Here is a 19,750-nt window from a genome sequence, read left to right as displayed (position 1 = left end):
GGCGATATAGATAATGCGGTTCGATCTGCGCCATTTGCGGTGTTTTGTGCTGCTCGCGGAGGAGCTGCATTTCAGCCGCGCGGCGAAGCGGGCGCACATGACCCAGCCCGGAATGAGCCGTCTTATCAGTGAGTTGGAACAGGATGTGGGCGTGCCGCTGCTGCGGCGCACCACCCGCACCGTCGAGCTGACCGAGGCCGGCAAGGGCTTCCTCGCCGAATCCCGCCTCGCGCTGGAGCGGCTGGAGCGGGCGGTGACGCTCGCGCGCCGCACGGCGAGCGGGGAAACCGGCGTGCTGCGCATCGGCTACATGGATTTCGCCATCAACGGCCGCCTGCCGGAATTCCTGCGCGCCTTCAGCCGCTACCGCCCGGAAATCCGCCTGGAGCTCCTGTTCATCGCCACCTTGAAGCAGCAGGAGGCGCTGCTGGCGGAGCGGATCGACATCGGCTTCATGATCGGGCCGTTCGACCAGCCGCGCATGGCAAGCTATACGTTCGACGACAATCGCTATGTGGCGCTGCTGCCCATCACGCATCCGCTCTCCAACGTGCGTGCGCTGCGCCTCTCCGATCTGGCGCGCGAGCCGTTCGTGCTCGGCTCCGGCGACAATTGGGGCGCCTATCGCGCCAGCCTGTTCTCGCTCTGCCATCGCGCCGGCTTCACCCCGAACATCGTGCAGGAAGCCTCGTCCTCGGAAGGCATCTTCGGCCTGGTGGCGGCGGGCGCGGGGGTGAGCGTCTATGCCAGCTGTGTGCGCAACGTGCAGCGCCGCGGCATCGTCATCCGCGATCTCGACGACATACCGGAGAAGCTCTACACCTGCGCGGTCTGGGCCACCCCCGTGCAATCGCCCAGCATCGCGGTGTTTACAGAATTTCTTTCCACCATATGGGGCGGGAACTGAACGACATCTTTCCCCGCGCATGGGAGCACTGTGCCAAGCGCCCTTGTCTTCTTGCGCGAAATGAAGGATGAACCCGGCCCTGACGGTCCCGAAGCGGACCCGCAGCAGGCGAATATCCCATGCCCCTGACCCCCGACGACGTGCTGGATTTCCTCGAGCGCAACCAGATGGACGCGCGCACCTTCAGCCATCCGCCCGTCCACACGGTGGCCGAATCCCAGGCCCTGCGCGGCGATATTCCTGGCGCCCACACCAAGAACCTGTTCCTGCGGGACGGCAAGAAGACCTATTTCCTGGTTTCCATCGAGGAGAACACGCCGGTGGACCTGAAGGGCCTGCGCGCCAAGATCGGCGCCCGCGGCGGGCTTTCCTTCGGCTCGGCGGAAGCGCTCTACGAGCACCTCGGCGTGCTGCCCGGTGCGGTCTCGCTGCTGGCGGCGCTGAACGACACGCAGGGCCATGTGACGGTGGCGCTGGACGCGGCGCTGCTGGCGGCGCCGTTCGTCAATTGCCATCCCCTCACCAATGAGAAGACCACCTCCCTCACCCCCGAGCGTCTGCTCGCCTTCCTCGCCCTGACCGGGCATGAGCCGCTGCGCATCTCCCTGACGGGCGAGGACCAGACGCAGGCGGACGCGCCGGCCTGAGGCGTTCGGAACGCCGCGCGGGTAGCCGAAATCATCATCGGCGAAACTTCGGCCGAAAAGGCGGTTTCATCGGCCGAAGAGCCGCGGAGAAGGCCCAGAAAACCGCTGTTCGTCTGCGCCAAGCCCTTGTTTCACGTGAAACATTTTCCGCAAAACGAGGGCGCGCCACATGCCGGCGAAGATGTCGGCGGCGGGCGGATAGGGGCCGCGTCACGGTTCATTCAAACACGCGGCGGTCGGCATTCTCTCCCCCGCCCCGCCCCGACGGCGCCTTCGCTGACTTTCGGAACGCGGCCGGCGTGGCGCCGAACCTGGCCTTGAACGCACGGCCGAAATGCGAGCCGTCGGCAAACCCCAGCTCCGCCGCGATCTGGCCGGCGGAGAATTGCGTATTGGCCAGCATCCAGCGCCCATGCTTGAGGCGCAGCGCCAGATAGCTCTCCTGCGGCGTCTCGCCCAGCCGCTCGGCGAACAGGCGTTCCAGCTGCCGCACGCTCACATGCAGCGCCGCGGCCAGAGCCGAAACCGGCAGCGGCTCGGCGATGTTCTGCTCCATCAGCAGCAGCGCGCGCGACACCCGCGCATCATCGCTCGCCCCTTCAGAAAGGCGCGGCGCGGGCTGCGCGCTTTCGGCCGAGCGGGGACGGTCGATCAGCAGGATGTTCAGCGCCTTGTGCGCCGTTGCCGGGCCGAGATGATCGGCCACCAGCTTCGCCGCGAGGTCCGCCACACCAGCCCCACCGGAACAGGTGATGCGGTCGCCGTCGATCACGAACAGGCGGTCCGCCACCGGCACAAGAGCCGGGAATTCCTCAAGGAAATCGCGGTAATGATACCAGCTCACGCAGCATTTGCGCTGGCTCATCAGGCCGAGCCGGCACAGCACGAACGACCCGGTGCACACGCCGATCAGCGTCACCCCGGCGCTGGCCGCCGCCTCCAGATAGCGGGCGATGGCGGGCGGCAGCGGCGGCATGCCGTGCAGCAGGCCGCCGACCACCACGATATAATCGAAGCCGGCCGGGTCCAGCAGGTCCGCCGTCGGCTGGATCTCGATGCCGCACGAGGAACGCGCCGGGCGGCGGTTCGGGCTCATCAGATGCCAGGAGCAATCGATGGGCCGCGAGCGGTCACCCTTGTCGCCGGCGAGGCGCAGCACGTCCACGAAGCTGGAAAAAGCCGTGAGAGTGAAATTGTGCATCAGCACGAACCCCACCCGCAGCTTCGCCGCCGGCGCCGCAGCACGCCGTGCGCCGGCCCCGTCGCTCGGCCGCAAGAGGGGCGCCGCGGTCACCGGCATCGCCGCCCCACGCCGGTTTCGGCGCGCGCACAGGCCCCCAAGGTGGCACGGAGGAGAAGATGCGCGGGTTGGTCGCTTGCATGTCGCATTTGTTCCAGATGCTAGTCGTACCCGGCCGAGATGCAAGACACGCGTTCGGGCAAGGTCGAACCAGAGCCGGAAGAGACCGGCCGAACGCGACCAGGGAGGGCGAGAAGCAATGATCAGCGTGTTCGACCTCTTCAAGATCGGCATCGGCCCGTCCTCCTCCCATACGGTCGGCCCGATGGTGGCGGCCAAGCGGTTTCGCGACGCCTTGCCGGAGACCACCCACAGGGTGACCGCCGAGGTGTTCGGCTCGCTCGCCTGGACCGGCAAGGGCCATGCCTCCGACCGCGCCATCTGTCTCGGCCTCATGGGCGCGGTGCCCGCCGCGCTGGATCCGGACGACGTGCCGGCCCTGGTGGCCCGCCTCACCATCGAGAAGGCGATCTTGACCAGTTCCGGCCAGCGCGTGGCATTCGATCCCGACGCCGACCTGATCTTCGATTTCGAAACGCTGCTGCCCTTACATTCCAACGCCATGCGTTTCAGCGCCTTCGATGCGGACGGCGCCGTGGTGAAGGAGACGGTGTTCTATTCCATCGGCGGCGGCTTCGTGGTGGAGGACGGGGAAACCCTCGTACCCGATGAAAAGCCCGTGCCCCACCCCTTCGACAGCGCCGTGGATCTGCTGACCGCTTGCGCGCGCGGCGGCCTCTCCATGGCCGAAGTGCAGATGGCGAACGAATGCGCGCGGCGGCCCCGCGCCGAGGTGGAGGCGGGCCTCGATGCCATCGCGCAGGCCATGTTCGCCTGCATCGATCGGGGCTTGAGCGTCGACGGCAGCCTTCCGGGGCGGCTGCGGGTGAAGCGCCGCGCCAAGGCGATCCGCGAAAAGCTGGAGGCCGATCATTTGCGCAACCAGCGTCCGCCGCATGAAATCATGGATTGGGTGTCGGTGTTCGCCATCGCGGTGAACGAGGAGAATGCCGCCGGCGGCCGGGTCGTCACCGCTCCCACCAATGGCGCCGCGGGCATCGTGCCGGCGGTGCTGCGCTATGCCCGCGATTTCTGCCCCGGCGTGACGCGCGAGCATCTGCGCGCCTTCCTGCTGACGGCGGCGGCGGTGGGCGCGCTCATCAAGCGCAACGCCTCCATTTCCGGCGCCGAAGTGGGCTGCCAGGGCGAGGTGGGCTCCGCCGCCTCCATGGCCGCCGCCGGGCTCGCTTGCGTGCTTGGAGCGACCCCGGAGCAGATCGAGAACGCCGCCGAGATCGCCATGGAGCACCATCTCGGCATGACCTGCGACCCCATCGGCGGCTTGGTGCAAATCCCCTGCATCGAGCGCAACGCCTTCGGCGCCAACAAGGCCATCGCCGCCGCCTCGCTGGCGCTGCGGGGCGACGGAATCCATCACGTCTCGCTCGATCAGGTGATCGAAACCATGCGCCAGACCGGCGCCGACATGCAGTCCAAATACAAGGAGACCTCCCAGGGAGGCCTCGCGGTGAACGTACCCGAATGCTGAGGCGCCGCCCCGCCTGAGGGGCCCCCGCCCGCACTGAAGAACGGCCCGGCTCAGCCGCGCGCCGAACGATTTTCTATTGCCCGCGTCCAGAGGAAAAAAGCCATGAACATCCAGGTGAAAGCCGCCGCCGTCCCGTTCGCAGACACCGCCGTGTTCGACGCCATCGGCGCCGAACTGCGGCGCCAGCAGGACCAGATCGAGCTGATTGCCTCTGAGAACATCGTCTCGCAAGCGGTGCTTGCGGCCCAGGGCTCGGTGCTCACGAACAAATATGCCGAGGGTCTGCCCGGCAAGCGCTATTACGGCGGTTGCGAGCATGTGGACGTGGTGGAGGAAATCGCCATCGACCGCGCCAAGGCGCTGTTCGGCTGCGGTTTCGCGAATGTGCAGCCGCATTCGGGCGCCCAGGCCAACGGGGCGGTGATGATGGCGCTGCTGCAGCCGGGCGACACCATCCTCGGCATGTCGCTGGCCGCGGGCGGCCATCTCACCCACGGCGCGCCGCCCACGCTCTCGGGCAAATGGTTCAAGGCCATCGGCTACGGGGTGAAGCCGGACACGGCGCTGATCGATTATGACGAGGTCGAGCGTCTCGCCCTGGAGCATCGCCCCAAGCTGATCATCGCCGGCGGCTCCTCCTATCCCCGCATCATCGATTTCGCCCGCTTTCGCGCCATCGCGGACGCCGTCGGCGCGCACCTGCTGGTGGACGCGGCCCATTATGCCGGCCTGATCGTGGCCGGCGCCTATCCCTCGCCCTTCCCGCACGCCCATATCGTCACCACCACCACCCACAAGACCCTGCGCGGCCCGCGCGGCGGGCTGATCCTCACCAATGACGAGGCGCTGGCGAAGAAGCTGAATTCGGCGGTCTTCCCCGGCCTCCAGGGCGGCCCGCTGATGCATGTGATCGCCGGCAAAGCCGTGGCCTTCGGAGAGGCGCTGGAGGAGGATTTCCGCACCTATGCCCTCCAGGTGGTTTCCAATGCGCGGGCGTTGGCGGCGCGGCTCTCCGCGCGCGGCGCGGCGATCGTCTCGGGCGGCACCGACAGCCACATGGTGCTGGTGGACCTGCGCCCGTTTGGCGTCACCGGGAAGGCAGCGGAAGCCGCCTTGGAGCGCGCCGGCCTGACCTGCAACAAGAACGGCATACCGTTCGACCCGCAGAAGCCCGCCATCACCTCCGGCATCCGTCTCGGCACTCCGGCGGGAACCACGCGTGGCTTCGGCATCGCAGAGTTCGAGCAGGTGGGCGACCTGATCGCCGATGTGCTTCAGGGCCTGGCGCAGAGCGGGGATGAGGGCAACAGCCTGACCGAGGCGCGGGTGCGCGGCGAAGTCGCCGCCTTGTGCGCGCGCTTCCCGATCTATGCGGCGCTTTAGGCGCGCGGGTGCCCGGCTGAAACCGGGCGCCGCTCACGCGGGGCGCGGCCCGACATAAATGGCGCGGGGCCGGATGAGGGATTGCGTCGCCCGCTGCTCCCGGGCGTGGGCGATCCACCCCACGCACCGACCGATGGCGAACAGCAGAAAAGCCGCGCCCTCCGGCAGGTTCAGCGCCCGCCGCACTGCGACCAGCGCGAAGTCGACGGAGGGGTGGGTGCCGGTGAGATCGGCCACATGGGCAATGATCTCCCGCGCCTGCGGCACACGCAGAAGTACCTGCGCAAGCAGCGCCTTGGCGCGCACGTCCCCGTGGGGATAGAGCGGGTGGTGAAAGCCCGGAACCGCTTCGCCGCTTTCCAGCCGCCGGCGGATCTTGCCCGCCATATCTGCGCCCGACACGGAGTCCCAGAAATGCTCCACCCGCACCGTCATCGAGCCATGGCGCAAGCCGCTGAGTGCCGCCAGCCCGCCAATCACCGCCGCGCGCAAAGAGGCGCCGGTGGAGGCGACGCAGCGGGCGGTGAAGCCGGAGGCGTTCAGCTCATGATCGGCGCACAAAACCAGCGCCCGGCGGATGAGATCCGCACCGGCCGCATCGGTGTCGAACGCGCGGGCCAGCTGGAGATGCACCGGCGCCGCCGCAGGCGGCCCGCGCAAAGCCACGGCGGTGAGATGGCGCAGCAGCGCCCCTGCGCCCCGCGCCTCAAGGCTCGGATCCTGGCGCCACGCAGCGGTGGCGTCATCATCGGTGGCGGCGGCGAATAGGGTCAGCAGTGTCTCGTTGGCCGGCAGTGGCGCGAGCATGGGCAGCAGCGCCCCGTAGGCGGGAGAAATCTGCGGCGCCTCGGCCGGAAAGGCGAGGTCCAGCGGCACCTGCCAGAACAGGCCGGCGATGTCTTCCAGCGTCGCCTGATCCGCGAGGTCCACCGCATCGTGCCCACGGAAATAAAGACGTTCGCCCTCGATGAGCGTGAGCGCGGATTCCAGCACCGGCATGCCCCAATCGAGCGTCGATTGGGCAATCTCCTTGGGCCGGCGGCCGCGCCGCCGCTCCTTGGCCAAGCGGTCGACATCCTGCGCCAGGTATCGGCTCTGGCGCGGGTCCGCCCCGCCAAATGCCTTCAGCAAGCCGCGGCTGACATAGGCATACAGAGTCTGCCGCGAGACGCCGAGCCGGCGGGCGGCCTCCTCTGCCCCGAGATAGCAATCCATGGCACGCCGGATGTTGATTGAGATTATCAATATTGACGATATATGGTTCCGGTTCTCATGTGAAGCGCATCCGCACGACAGGAGCGCGCCATGCCCACTCCCCTTCCCGCCCACGCGGCAGAGCCCTTTTCCAACGCCCTGGCCGCCGCCTGGACCGCGCTGGGCGGCGATCCGGCGCGCATCGGACCGGCACGGCAGACCGGCGCGCAGAGCCTGCCCTCGGCCTTTGCGGTCAGTGACCTGGCGGCGGCGTCCGTGGCCGTGGCAGGCTTGGCGCTGGCGGAATATGCGGCCGATGGCGGCAGCGTGCCGTTCCTGGAGGTGGACCGGCGTCTTGCGTCCCTGTGGTTCGCGACTTCACTGGAGGCATCGGGCTGGACACCGCCGCCCGCATGGGATCCGGTTGCCGGGGACTATTCCACCACAGACGGCTGGATCCGCCTTCACACCAATGCCCCGCATCACCGCGACGCGGCGCTCGCTGTGCTCGGCGTCGCGGCCGAGCGTGAGGCCGTCGCCGCGGCGGTGGCGCGATGGAACGGCGAGGCGCTGGAAACCGCCATCGTGGAACAGCACGGCTGCGCTGCCGTGATGCGCGCCCGAAGCGAATGGATGGCGCACCCGCAGGGCCAGGCGGTTGCCGCCGAACCCCTGTTCTGGCGGGCGGAAGGCGCGGCAAGCGCGCGGCCCGAATGCCCGATCCGCAGCGCACGCCCGCTTGCCGGCCTGAAGGTCCTGGACCTTACGCGCGTTCTTGCCGGCCCCACCGCCACGCGTTTCCTCGCCGGTTTTGGCGCCGACGTATTGCGCATCGATCCGCCATTCTGGGACGAGGCCGCCGTGCTGCCGGACGTAACCCTCGGCAAACGCTGTGCGCGGCTCGACCTGCGCGAGAGAGACGGGCGCGACCGGTTGACGGCCCTGCTCGCCGAAGCGGACGTGTTGGTGCACGGCTATCGCGCGGATGCGCTAGAACGCATCGGCTTTGGGTCGGCGGAGCGGCAGGTGATCCGGCCCGGCCTGGTGGACGTCTGCCTGGATGCCTATGGCTGGACCGGCCCTTGGGCGAAGCGGCGCGGCTTCGACAGCCTGGTGCAGATGAGCTGCGGCATTGCCGAGGCCGGCATGCGGGCGTTCGGCACAGATCGGCCCAAGCCCTTGCCGGTGCAGGCGCTGGACCATGCAACGGGCTATCTGCTGGCAGGGGCTGTGCTGCGCGGCCTCACGCTGCGGCGGACGACGGGGCGCGGTTCACTCTGGCGCAGTTCCCTCGCGCGGGTGGCGGAGTTGCTAGTCTCTCTACCGGCAGCGGCCGCGTCGGACCAGCTGGATGCGCCGCAGGCTGCGGACTATGCGTCGGGCCTGGAGCAGACCGGATGGGGGCCAGCGCATCGCCTGTGTCCGCCGCTTCGTGTGCAAGGCTGCCCCATGTTCTGGGAGCTGCCGGCCGGCCCGCTGGGTACAGCGGCCGCGAGCTGGTAGCCGCGCGGCGTCAGGTCCCGCGCCGCAGCAGGCCGCGATAGATCTCGTCGTCGTCGCACAGGCCGGCAAGGCGGCCGAGTTGGTCCACCAGCAGAATCGGATGATCAGTCTGGCATTTGAGCGCGATGGCCGCTTTCAGCTTCAGGTCCACCGGCGCGACGATCACATCCGCATGGGGCGCGACCGCTCCGCTCTCCGGGTCCGCCGCGACCAGCCGCCCCTGATGCCCGTTCAGCGTAACGGAGACCGGGCGCCCCTCGCCATCCATGGTGACACGCACCTGCCCTTCCTTGCCGAGCAGGATCACGCCGTCGTCGCGCCGGAGCGCGCTCGCCGGCGTCATCACCGCATTGCCGCGCAGCACGTTCAGCGGGTTCATGTGCTTGACGAATTCGGCGACGTAATCGTTCGCCGGCCGCAGCAGGATGTCTTCGGCCGTGCCGGCCTGGACGATCCGCCCGCCCTCCATGATGGCAATGGTGTTGCCGATCTTCAAAGCTTCATCCAAATCATGACTCACGAAGACGATGGTCTTCTGGATACGCTTTTGCAGATCCAGCAATTCGTCCTGCAATTTGTCGCGGATCAGCGGGTCGAGCGCGGAAAACGGTTCGTCCATGAGCAGGATGTCGGCGTCGGTGGCAAACGCGCGGGCGAGGCCCACGCGCTGCTGCATGCCGCCGGAGAGTTCATTGGCATATTTGTCCGCCCACATGGAAAGCCCCACCATGGCGAGCTTCTCGTCCACCAGGCGATTGCGCTCGGCGGCGGGCGTGCCGCGCAATTCCAAGCCGAAGCCCACATTCTCGCGCACCGTGCGCCAGGGCAGAAGGCCGAACTGCTGGAACACCATGGAGACCGTGTGCATGCGGATTTCGCGGAGCATGCGTGCCTCGCAGCGCGCGACGTCCACGAGCGTGCCCTCGTGGCGCACGAACACCTCGCCCCGCGCCACGGTGTTGAGGCGGTTCACCGCCCGCAGGATGGTGCTCTTGCCTGAGCCAGACAGGCCCATCAGCACGCAGATTTCCCCACGCCCGATCTTCAGGTTCACCCCGGCGGCACCGAGCACGCATCCCGTCGCCTCCAGGATCGTGTCGCGCGTCGCCCCACCGTCGATCATGCCGAGCGCGCGCTGACGCTGCCGGCCGAATACGATGTCCACATTGCGGAATTCCACCGATGTGGAAGCGGGCGCCGCTTCCTGTTCCGGCGCGGAGAGGCTCACGGGAAGCGCGGTCATGGCTCAGGCCTTCCTGGAACGGCGCGCCCGGTGCTCGGGCCGCTTGCACACCCGGTCGAGCACGATGGCGAGGATGACGATGGCCATGCCGGATTCAAATCCCATGGCGACGTTCACGGTGTTGAGCGCCCGCACCACCGGCTTGCCGAGCCCGTCGGAACCGACCAGGGCGGCGATCACCACCATGGAGAGGCTGAGCATGATGCATTGGGTGATGCCGGCCATGATGGTGGGCAGCGCATAGGGTAGCTCCACCTTGAACAGCAATTGCCGCTTGGTGGCGCCAAAGGCTTCCCCGGCTTCCACCAAAGCCGGCGGAACCGAGGAAATGCCGAGATGGGTGAGGCGGATCGGCGCCGGCAGGGCGAAGATGACCGTTGAGATGAGCCCCGGAACCACACCAAGGCCGAACAAGACCAGGGTCGGAATGAGATAGACGAACGTGGGGATGGTCTGCATCAGGTCGAGGATCGGCCGGATGGCGGTGTAGAGCCAGGCCCGGTGCGCGGCCGCAATGCCCACCGGCACGCCGATGATGACGCACACGAAGGTGGCGCACAGCACCAGCGACAAAGTCTCGATGGTGGCGTTCCAATAGCCGAGATTGGCCACCAGCAGCAGCGCCGCCAGGATGAATGCCGCGAGCCCGAAGGAGCGGTGCACCAGATAGGCGCCGACCGCGCAGAGCGCGATCAGCAGCAGCGGCGGCACGAACAGCAGCAGGTCGGTCAGCCCGCCGATCATCGCTCCAAGCACCAGCGAGATGAGATCGAACACCGCCTGCGCATGGGTGCTCAGGAAATCGACCACCGCCTTGAGCCACTGGCCGAGCGGAATCTTATGTTCGGTGAGCCAGTCGTACATGGGCCAATCCCCGCCTGCGCTGCGATGATGACGATGGTCGCTGCCCACGGGCACCCCTGCCCGCAGAGGACAGCCGCGGCACGCATGCCGCGGCCCATGCTCAGATCTTCAGAGAGGCCTTCACGGCCTCAAAGCCCGGCTTGCCGTCGATGGTGGTGACACCCTTCAGCCAGGGCTCCCACACCTTGGGATTGGCCTTCAGCCACTTCTCGGCGGCCTTGTCGGCTTCCATGCTGTCGAAAAGGATATAGCCCATCACGACGTTTTCCAGCGGCAGCGAAAACTTGAGGTTCTTGATCAGCGTACCCGCATTGGGGCATTCGCCGAGCCAGCCGGCGCGCACATTGGTGTAGATGGTCGCGCCGCCCAGATCCGGGCCGAATACGTCGTCGCCGCCTTCCAGATACTTGATGGAGAACTTGGTGTTCATCGGATGGGGCTCCCAGCCGAGGAACACGATGGGCTCCTTGCGCTTGGTGGCACGTTCCACTTGCGAGAGCATGCCCTGCTCGCTGGATTCGACGATCTCAAACTTGCCGAGGCCGAACTTGTCGTCCTTGATCATGCCGATGATCAGCCGGTTGCCGTCATTGCCCGGCTCGATGCCGTAGATCTTGCCCTTCAGCTTGTCCTTGAACTTGGCGATGTCGCCGAAGGTCTTCAGCCCGGCATCGTAGAGATAGGTCGGCACCGCCAGGGTATATTTGGCGCCTTCCAGATTGGCGTTGAGCACTTCGACCGACTTGTCGTCCACATAAGGTTTGCGGTCGGCTTCCATGGTCGGCATCCAATTGCCGAGGAAGACGTCGATGTCCTTGTTCTTAAGGGAGGTATAGGTCACCGGAACGGCCAGCACCTGCACCTTCGGCGTATAGCCCAACCCCTTGAGGATGGTGGAGGTGATGGCGGTGGTGGCGGCGATATCGGTCCAGCCCACATCGGCGAAGCGCACCGTCTTACAGGACGGCGCGTCGGCGGCCCCGGCGGGCGTCCCGCCGAAGGCGAACAGCGCGGCGCCCAGGGCGAGCGCCGCGGTCAATGTCTTGAACACGCGAAAGCCAGTCATGTCGGTTCCCCTGCGAAAAGGCCCGGGGCCGGCCATGCGCGCGGCCCCTCACTCCGTAAGAAGGTGGCGGCCGCTTTTGACGGGCCGTCTTGTTTCACGGGTCCCATTGGAGGGACTCCATTGAACGACCATTCAACACATGAAACGCCAACTTGTCACGCCCATTATTTGCGCGTTCAACGCTCCAAAGATAGGCATTACATGGTGCAACGCATGACGACTGATAAAGTGAAGGAACGCGGGCCGTGCCGCACATTTGCGCTGGGCATATGACTGATTGAACGTATAATCAACGAAGCGGTCAAGATGGGAGACGAGCATGGCAGAGGCAGCGCAGGCCCGGTTCGAGGCGGAAGACGCGCGCCGCCAGCAACTGATCGACGCGACCATCGCCTGCCTCGCGGATATCGGCTTCGTCGCCACCACTTTGGTGCAGATCGCCCGGCGCGCGAACGTTTCGCCCGGCCTCGTGGCGCATTATTTCGGCGACAAGAACGGGCTTCTGGAAGCCACCTTGCGCCATCTCGCACGCCGCCTCGCCACCGGCACCGCAAGCCGACTTGCCGCCGCCCGCACCCCCCGTGAGCGCGTCCAGGCAGTGATCGAGGCCAATCTCGCCCCCGCAGAATTCGACCGCCGCACCTCTTCGGTGTGGCTCGCCTTCTGGGGCCAGGTGATCCACGAGAAGCGCTTCGCGCGGGTGCAGAACGTCTATCAGCGCCGCATGATTTCCGATCTCGTGCATGCGCTGAAAAAGCTTGTGCCGGCAGCCGATGCCCAGCGCATCGCCGTCTCCATCGCCGCCGTGATTGACGGCCTGTGGCTGCGCGCAACCCTTTCCAGCGACGGCGAGCCGGACAGCGCCGCCGCCCGCGCCATCGCCACGGCGTTCGCGGATTCCCAGCTCGCCGCAGCCGGGCCATTGAACGCGCCCGTCGGCGCGCCCGAGACCAAGACGGCCGGCGCGCCGATCCGCAACCAGATCGGCGGCGGCCCCGTGGGCACACGGGAGAAGGCCACCTTCACCACCGAAAACCCCGCCACCGGCGAGATCCTGGCGGAAATCGAGATCGCCGGCGCCGCCGAGATCGATCGCGCCCTCGCCGCCGCCACGGCGGGACAGAAGATATGGGGCGCCATGACCGGCACCGAGCGCGGCCGCATCCTGCGCCGCGTCGCCGATATCCTGCGCGCCCGCAACGGGGAACTGGCCCATCTGGAGACCCTGGACACCGGCAAGCCGATCCAGGAAACCAGCGTGGTCGATGTCATTTCAGGCGCCGATTGCCTGGAATATTTCGCCGGTGTCGCCCCGACCATTACCGGCGAACACCTCGACCTCGGCCCCGAGGCCTTCGGCTATACGCGGCGCGAGCCGCTGGGCGTGGTGGCGGGGATCGGGGCCTGGAACTATCCGCTCCAGATCGCCTGCTGGAAGGCCGCGCCCGCGCTCGCCTGCGGCAATGCCATGATCTTCAAGCCCGCGGAACTGACCCCGCTCACCGCCGTGAAGCTCGCGGAAATCATGAGCGAGGCGGGCGTCCCTGACGGCGTGTTCAACGTGGTGCAGGGCTTCGCCGATACCGGGCGCCTGCTGACCCGTCATCCCGACATCGCCAAGGTCTCCCTCACTGGCGAAGCCGGCACCGGCAAGAAGGTGATGGCGGACGCCGCCGGCACGCTCAAGCAAGTCACGCTGGAACTCGGCGGAAAATCCCCGCTGATCGTGTTCGAGGATGCCAATATAGAGGATGCGGTCTCCGCCGCCATGTTGGGGAATTTCTATTCGGGCGGGGAAATCTGCTCCAACGGCACGCGCGTCTTCGTACACGCCTCCATCCGCAAGGCCTTTCTTGAACAGCTTGTGGCGCGCACGCAAAAGATGATCGTGGGCGACCCGCAGGATCCGAAAACCCATGTGGGCGCGCTCATTTCCCGGGCGCACATGGAAAAGGTGCTCAGCCATATCGAGGCAGCCAAAGCGGCGGGCGCCAAACTGGTGACGGGCGGGCATCGCATCGAGACAGGGGCGTTGAAGAAGGGCTATTTCGTCGCCCCCACCATTTTCGCCGATTGCAGCGACGACATGCCGAACGTGCGCGCGGAGATCTTCGGGCCGGTGATGTCGGTGCTGGAATTCGCGAGCGAGGAGGAGGTGATCGCCCGCGCCAACGACACCGTTTTCGGCCTCGCGGCGGGCGTCTTCACCCGCGACCTCGCCCGCGCCCATCGTGTGATCGCGCGGATCGAGGCTGGAACCTGCTGGATCAACCAATACAACATCACGCCGGTTGAAATGCCGTTCGGCGGATACAAGCAATCGGGCATCGGCCGAGAGAACAGCCGCGCGGCCATCGCGCATTACACCCAAATCAAGAGCGTCTACGTCAATCTCGGACGCGTGGACTCGCCCTATTGATGGAGCGCATCGTGCCCTTTTCGCAAGCAAGCGCGCAAGAATTCGATTATGTCATCGTCGGCTCGGGCTCGGCCGGAGCGGTGCTGGCGGACCGGCTCTCCGCCGATGGCAAGAATAGCGTGCTGGTGCTGGAATTTGGCGGCTCCGACCGCTCGGTGCTGATCCAAATGCCGGCGGCGCTGTCCATGCCCATGAACATGCCGAAATACAATTGGGGCTTCGAGACCGAGCCGGAGCCGGGCCTCGGCGGGCGGCGCCTCGTGTGTCCGCGCGGCAAGGTCATCGGCGGCTCGTCTTCCGTCAACGGCATGGTCTATGTGCGTGGCAACCCTCACGATTTCGACCGGTGGGAGGAAGAGGGCGCGCACGGCTGGGGCTATCGCGACGTGTTGCCCTATTTCCAGCGAGCGGAAGGCCGGCAGGACGGCGGCGATGAATATCGCGGCGCCTCCGGTCAGCTCGCAACAAGTTACGGTCCTATCGAAAACCCGCTGTACAAAGTCTTCGTAGAGGCCGCACAGCAGGCCGGCTATCCCGCGACCTCCGACATCAATGGCGCCCAGCAGGAAGGCTTCGGACGCATGGACATGACGGTGAAGGACGGGGTGCGCTGGTCCACCGCCAATGCCTATCTCAAGCCCGCCCTGAAACGCCCCAACCTCAGCCTGATCACCCATGCGCTGGCCTCGCAGATCCTGTTCGATGGCCGCCGGGCGGTCGGCGTGCGGTACGAGCGCGAGGGCACGCAGCATGTGGCGCGGGCGCGGCGGGAGGTGATCGTTTCCAGCGGCCCGATCAATTCGCCCAAGCTGCTCAAGCTCTCCGGCATTGGCGCGGCGGGTGAACTTGCGGAGCTGGGCATCGATGTGGTGGTGGATCGTCCTGGCGTCGGTGAAAACCTTCAAGATCATCTGGAATTCTATTTCCAGGTGGCCTGCACCCAGCCGATTACGCTTTATTCCAAGACCGGATTCATCCCGCGCACATTGGTGGGCGCGCAATGGCTACTGACGAAGACCGGGCTTGGGGCCACCAACCATTTCGAAACCTGCGGCTTCATCCGCTCCCGGCCGGGCATCCGCTATCCCGACATCCAGTATCATTTCATTCCCTTGGCCGTGACCTATGACGGCAAAGGTCTTGCGAGCGAGCATGGCTTCCAGGCCCATGTCGGCCCCATGCGCACCAAAAGTAGAGGCTTTGTGCGGCTGAAATCGCGCGATCCCAAGGAGCATCCGCGCATCCTCTTCAACTATCTCAGCCATGAAGATGACATGGTGGAGATGCGCGCTTGCGTGCGGCTGACCCGCGAGATCTTTGCCCAGAAAGCGTTCGATCCCTATCGCGGGCGGGAGATCCAGCCGGGTGCCGACGTCACCGGCGATGAGGAGATCGACGCCTTCGTGCGCGCCCATGTGGAGAGCGCCTATCACCCCTCATGCAGCTGCAAGATGGGCCGGGCGGACGACCCCATGGCGGTGGTGACGCCGGACACAAAAGTGATTGGCGTCGAGGGGTTACGGGTGGTGGACAGCTCCATCATGCCGTCCGTGACGACGGGAAACCTGAATGCGCCCACCATCATGATCGGGGAAAAGGCGGCCGATATCATCCTCGGCAAGCCGGCGCTGGCGGCGTCCAACGCCCCGTATTATACGGCGGAAAACTGGCGAACCGCCCAGCGCTGAGCAAAATGTTTCATGTGAAACATGGGCTTGGCAAAGACGAACGGCGGTTTAGAGCAAGATGTCGGCGGCTCGTCCGCGCTCTAAACGGCAATTTCGGCGCATGTTCAGGGCACGGATGTCAACACGCCGATCTGGCGCAGGAAGGCGAGGATCTCGCGTGCCGCGTCCTCCGGCGCGGAGCCGACCAGCACCCGCCCGCCGGCCGTCGAGCCTCCGGTCGCGGCGGCGAGGCGCTCCGCCGCCGTTCCACCCGCCGGGCGCGCCGCCAGTTTCGGCCGCTTGCGATAGGGCCGCTCCTCGCCCTCGGGAGCGCACACCGGCCCCTGCGCCGCCCGCACCGCAATCTCCCCGCCCCGGGCCTTGGCGAAGGCGAACGGCAGGGGAGCCGGGGCGCCGGCATGAACCGTGACGACCATGGGCAGGCGGACCGTCACGCGGCGGCGCGCGCCCTTGGGCAGGGCCTGCTCGACCACCATTGTGCCCGTCTCGACGCCCGGCATGAGCGCCACCGCGTCGGGGATCAGCGGCCAGCCGAGGCGATGGGCCAGCGCATAGGGGACGAGCCCGGTATCCTCGCCGCCCTGGCCGCGCGGGCCGGCGAGCACCACATCGGGTGCCGCCGTCGCGATCTCGGCGGCAAGCGCCGGAACCGGATCGGCATCCGCCGCCATCCGCAAGTGCGTCAGACTGGCGAGCCCGCGCCCGAGGGCATCGCGGGCGGCGCCGAGCGCGGGCCCGGCGTGCAGGCCGGTCGCGCGCGCATCGAGCCCGGCCGCAAGGCGCGCCGCCTGGGCCTCGGCGCGCAGCAGGCAGGGCTTGCCCGAAACCGGATGGCGGCCTTGCGAGAGCAGAACCAGCGCCTTCATGCGCCCTCCTCCTGCAGCGCCTGGAGCAGCGCGGGCATGACCAATTGCGCATCCTGCACGATGGCAAGCCCCGCCCGCTCCACCATGGCGGCGTGCAAATCGGTGTTCACCGCCAGGACATGCTCGCATTTGGCGATGCCTTGCAGGTGCTGCGGCGCGCCGGCGATGCCGAGGGCAAAATAGCAGCGCGCCTCCAGCACGGTGCCGGACGCGCCCACCTGCGCGGCGCGGGGCATGAGGCCGGCGTCGCACACCATGCGGCTCGCCCCCGGCGTTGCGCCGAGCGCCGCTGCCAAGGCGCGAAAGGCGGCGAAATCACTCACGCCATTGCCGGCGGAGAGCACGAAATCCGCCTCGCCCAAGGCCACCGTCGCGGGATCTGCGGGCACGGTTTCCACCGCCAGAATGCGGCTGTCGCCCGCTTCCTCGGGCAGGGAAAGATCCAGCATGCGCGCCTCGTGCGGTGTGCGGCCATGGGGCGCCGCCGCGCCGTCCGCGAGCGTGATGAGGCGCGGCGGCGCGCATCGCCGCTCCACCGTTCCGCCCTGCGCCGGCCGCGCCACGCTCTTGGCGCTGACCTGCTCCGCGCCGCAGAACAAGGGTTCGCCAAGGCGCACCGCCACGCGCCGCGCGAGGTCGCCGCCCACCTGGGTCTCGGGAAACAGCACATGGCGCGGGGCAAGGGCGCTGATGGCCGCTTGGATCGCGCCGGCACGGGCCTGCGGATCGGCGGCCCACAGCACGCCCACGCGGTCCGCGCCGGCCGTGCCCGCGTCTTCCGGCAGGAGGGGCGCGAGCAGCAGCACCGCTCCGCCGCCGGAATCGGCGAGCAGACGCGCGGCGCCGAGGAGCTGACGGTCCTGCGCCGTGAGATGGCCGCCCGGCGCATCGGCGAGGGCGAACACAAGGAAAGCGGGATCTTCGATGATCCGAACTGGCGGCGCCTTCGGCGCGGGTTCGTCCGCGGGCGCGAGCACCGCGGGGCCACCGCCCTGCCCCAGCAGGCTGAGGTCGAACCGAAGCCGTGCGCCGCCCGCCACGCGAGCGGCCGCCCAATGGGCGCGGGGATCGCGCCGCGATACCGGAGCGGCGGGCGATGCGAACAGATCGAACCGCGGGCGCGCGCCCGCTCCCGCTGGCGCCGCCGCGATCTGCCGGGCCATGCGCTCGGCCCTCGGGTCGCGGCGCGGGCGGCTCACCGCTGAAGCTCCAGGGCGCGGCGCCGGGGCGTGGGCGCGGTTTGGCCGGCTTCGAAGGCGGCCAGCACCAGTTCGGCCACATCGCGCACCTCGGGCCGGGCGCCGGCGACACCCTCCAGCATGGCGGTGCAGGTGGGACAAGCCACCGCCACCACGGCGGCGCCGGTCTCCCGCGCCTGGTCCATGCGCATGTCGGGAATGCGGCGCTCGCCCTCGATGTCGCTCAGCGGCGCGCCCCCGCCGCCGCCGCAGCACTGCGCGCGCGTGCCGTGGCGCGCCATCTCGCTGCGGTTCAAGCCGAGCGCGTCCAGCAGCCGGCGCGGAGCGTCCACCTCGCCATTGTAGCGGCCGAGATAGCAGGGGTCGTGATAGGTCACCGCGAGGCCCCCGAGCGCGCCGAGCGCAAGCTTTCCCTCGGCCACCAGCGCATCGAGGAAGGCGGTGTGGTGCCACACCTCGTAATGGCCGCCGAAGGCGGGATAATCGTTGCGCAAGCTGTTCAGCGCATGGGGATCGGCGGTGAGGATGCGGGCGAAGCGCAGATGGGAGAAGGTGGCGACATTCTCCCGTGCGAGCCGCGCGAAGGTGGCCTCGTCCCCAAGGCGGCGGGCAAGATCGCCGCAATCGCGCTCGTCCGCGCCGAGAATGGCGAAATCAACCTTCGCCTCCCGCAGCAGCCGCACCAGCGCCCGCAACGTGCGCCCATAGCGCAGGTCATAGGCGCCTTCCCCGAGCCACAGCAGCACATCCACCGGAACGCCCGGCCGCGCGACCGGCAGGTCCAGCCCGGCGGCGAAATCGGCGCGAGCGGAAAGCGCCCGCCCGCCCGCCTCGTCGGTGTCGCGCAGATCGTCGAGCGGGATCGCGGCCTTTTCCGGCACGGCGCCCAGCATCAAGGTCTGGTGGCGGCGCAGGTCGATGATCGCGTCCACATGCTCGATCATCATCGGGCATTCCTCGACGCACGCCCGGCAGGTGGTGCAGGACCACAGCGTATCGGGATGGATCATCGCCGCCGCGCCGACCAGGGGCGCATCGGTACCGCCCGTGCCGGCCGCCGGCCGGGCATGGGGATGAGGGCTGCCGGAATAGGTGCCCGCGCCGCTGCCTTCCATGGCGCCGACGAGATCCTGGATCAGCCGCTTGGGATTGAGCGGCTGGCCGGCGGCAAAGGCCGGGCATGCGGCCTCGCAGCGCCCGCATTGCACGCAGGCATCAAAGCCCAGGAGCCGGTTCCAGGCGAAATCCGCTGGCGTCTCCACGCCGAGCCGCTCCGCCTCAAGATCCACGGGCGCCAGCGCGACGGCGCGCGACCCGGAAAAGCGCGCCGGGCGCGGATGCACCGCAAGATGCAGCGCGCCCGCCAGCGCATGGCGCATCGGCCCGCGTCCCGTCTGCCATGCCAGCGCGAGACCCGCGGCGGCGGCGCAGGCGAGCGGCACGAAGCCGCCGGGCACGCCCAACGCCGCGAACGCCGCAACCATCAGCGCGCCCGCCGCATAGCCCAGGAGCAGCAGCGGCAAAATCTGAAACCGCCCGCCGGAGAGCCGCGTGGGGCGCCTTGGATAGCGGCGCAAGCCGGCCACGCCGGCACCGGTGAGCATCACGGCGAAGGCGAGCGCCACAAGCGCCCAATAGGCGCGCGATCCGCCGAGGCCCGGAACGATGCCGAGCGCCGCCAGGCCCGAGCCCGCGAGCAGCCCGCCCGCCACCAGCATATGCATGCGCGCGGCGCACACATCCCTCTGGACGATGTGATGCACATCCACCAGATAGCGCTTCGGCATGGCCAGGAGGCCCGCCACCCAATCCACCCGCGCCGCCCGGCCCTTGCGCCAAAGCCCCGCGCGCGTGGCGATGCCGGCGAGCGCGACCAGCGCCATCAGCCAGACGAGGAGGGACAGGCCGAAGGCGGGGCTCAT

The 19,750-nt window shown here is 68.0% G+C and carries 15 protein-coding genes; 7 read left to right on the top strand and 8 right to left on the bottom strand.

The annotated features are described in order from the left end of the window. The first annotated feature begins 13 nt into the window (after positions 1-13). Both V5F68_RS00390 and V5F68_RS00385 read left to right on the top strand, forming a co-directional pair. Positions 14-907, top strand: coding sequence for a LysR family transcriptional regulator (locus V5F68_RS00390; protein WP_394012711.1), 894 nt, complete (start codon positions 14-16; stop codon positions 905-907). 119 nt (positions 908-1,026) lie between these two features. Next, positions 1,027-1,554 carry a prolyl-tRNA synthetase associated domain-containing protein gene (locus tag V5F68_RS00385; RefSeq protein ID WP_394012712.1) on the top strand — a complete coding sequence of 176 codons (528 nt, stop codon included), beginning with the start codon at positions 1,027-1,029 and terminating at the stop codon, positions 1,552-1,554. 217 nt (positions 1,555-1,771) lie between these two features. On the opposite strand, the gene V5F68_RS00380 is transcribed toward V5F68_RS00385, so the two are convergent. After that, the gene (locus tag V5F68_RS00380) at positions 1,772-2,848 is read right to left on the bottom strand and encodes a GlxA family transcriptional regulator (RefSeq protein WP_394012713.1); all 1,077 of its coding nucleotides are present in this window, start codon (positions 2,846-2,848) and stop codon (positions 1,772-1,774) included. Positions 2,849-3,053: 205 nt separating this feature from the next. On the opposite strand from V5F68_RS00380, the gene V5F68_RS00375 reads away from it, so the two are divergent. Together V5F68_RS00375 and glyA are read left to right on the top strand one after the other, a co-directional pair. Continuing rightward, positions 3,054-4,403 (top strand): L-serine ammonia-lyase, encoded by a 1,350-nt coding sequence (locus V5F68_RS00375; RefSeq protein ID WP_394012714.1) that lies wholly within the window; start codon positions 3,054-3,056, stop codon positions 4,401-4,403. A gap of 102 nt (positions 4,404-4,505) precedes the next feature. Then, the gene (gene glyA, locus V5F68_RS00370) at positions 4,506-5,786 is read left to right on the top strand and encodes a serine hydroxymethyltransferase (protein ID WP_394012715.1); all 1,281 of its coding nucleotides are present in this window, start codon (positions 4,506-4,508) and stop codon (positions 5,784-5,786) included. Positions 5,787-5,819: 33 nt separating this feature from the next. Here the strand turns inward: glyA and V5F68_RS00365 are convergent, their stop codons facing one another. Then, positions 5,820-7,001 (bottom strand): citrate synthase family protein, encoded by a 1,182-nt coding sequence (locus tag V5F68_RS00365; protein ID WP_394012716.1) that lies wholly within the window; start codon positions 6,999-7,001, stop codon positions 5,820-5,822. 90 nt (positions 7,002-7,091) lie between these two features. Between V5F68_RS00365 and V5F68_RS00360 the strand changes: the two genes are divergently transcribed. Continuing rightward, positions 7,092-8,483 carry a CoA transferase gene (locus V5F68_RS00360; protein WP_394012717.1) on the top strand — a complete coding sequence of 464 codons (1,392 nt, stop codon included), beginning with the start codon at positions 7,092-7,094 and terminating at the stop codon, positions 8,481-8,483. A 10-nt stretch (positions 8,484-8,493) separates the two neighbouring features. On the opposite strand, the gene choV is transcribed toward V5F68_RS00360, so the two are convergent. The 3 genes from choV to V5F68_RS00345 form a co-directional block, all read right to left on the bottom strand. Continuing rightward, complete coding sequence (gene choV / locus V5F68_RS00355; RefSeq protein WP_394012718.1) at positions 8,494-9,726, bottom strand: choline ABC transporter ATP-binding protein; 1,233 nt, start codon at positions 9,724-9,726, stop codon at positions 8,494-8,496. A 3-nt stretch (positions 9,727-9,729) separates the two neighbouring features. Further along, entirely contained in the window at positions 9,730-10,590 is an 861-nt protein-coding gene (gene choW, locus V5F68_RS00350; RefSeq protein WP_394012719.1) for a choline ABC transporter permease subunit, read from the bottom strand. 100 nt (positions 10,591-10,690) lie between these two features. Then, positions 10,691-11,656 (bottom strand): choline ABC transporter substrate-binding protein, encoded by a 966-nt coding sequence (locus V5F68_RS00345; RefSeq protein WP_394012720.1) that lies wholly within the window; start codon positions 11,654-11,656, stop codon positions 10,691-10,693. A 319-nt stretch (positions 11,657-11,975) separates the two neighbouring features. On the opposite strand from V5F68_RS00345, the gene betB reads away from it, so the two are divergent. Both betB and betA read left to right on the top strand, forming a co-directional pair. Continuing rightward, positions 11,976-14,075, top strand: coding sequence for a betaine-aldehyde dehydrogenase (gene betB / locus V5F68_RS00340; RefSeq protein ID WP_394012721.1), 2,100 nt, complete (start codon positions 11,976-11,978; stop codon positions 14,073-14,075). An 11-nt stretch (positions 14,076-14,086) separates the two neighbouring features. After that, positions 14,087-15,763, top strand: a complete 1,677-nt coding sequence (betA, locus tag V5F68_RS00335; RefSeq protein ID WP_445322308.1) for a choline dehydrogenase — start codon at positions 14,087-14,089, stop codon at positions 15,761-15,763. A gap of 104 nt (positions 15,764-15,867) precedes the next feature. Here betA and V5F68_RS00330 read toward each other — a convergent pair whose 3' ends face one another. Genes V5F68_RS00330 through V5F68_RS00320 form a run of 3 tightly spaced genes read right to left on the bottom strand, consistent with a single transcriptional unit; the run spans position 15,868 to position 19,750 of the window. Next, complete coding sequence (locus tag V5F68_RS00330; protein ID WP_394012723.1) at positions 15,868-16,629, bottom strand: electron transfer flavoprotein subunit beta; 762 nt, start codon at positions 16,627-16,629, stop codon at positions 15,868-15,870. Then, entirely contained in the window at positions 16,626-17,828 is a 1,203-nt protein-coding gene (locus tag V5F68_RS00325) for an electron transfer flavoprotein subunit alpha/FixB family protein (protein ID WP_394012724.1), read from the bottom strand. Before V5F68_RS00325 ends, V5F68_RS00330 begins: the two co-directional genes overlap by 4 nt. Next, positions 17,825-19,750, bottom strand: a complete 1,926-nt coding sequence (locus tag V5F68_RS00320) for a (Fe-S)-binding protein (RefSeq protein WP_394012725.1) — start codon at positions 19,748-19,750, stop codon at positions 17,825-17,827. The genes V5F68_RS00325 and V5F68_RS00320 overlap by 4 nt, the downstream gene beginning before the upstream one ends.

Source organism: Roseixanthobacter pseudopolyaromaticivorans (genome assembly GCF_043195145.2).
GTDB lineage: Bacteria > Pseudomonadota > Alphaproteobacteria > Rhizobiales > Xanthobacteraceae > NCEH01.
This window is presented reverse-complemented; position numbering and strand designations above follow the sequence as displayed.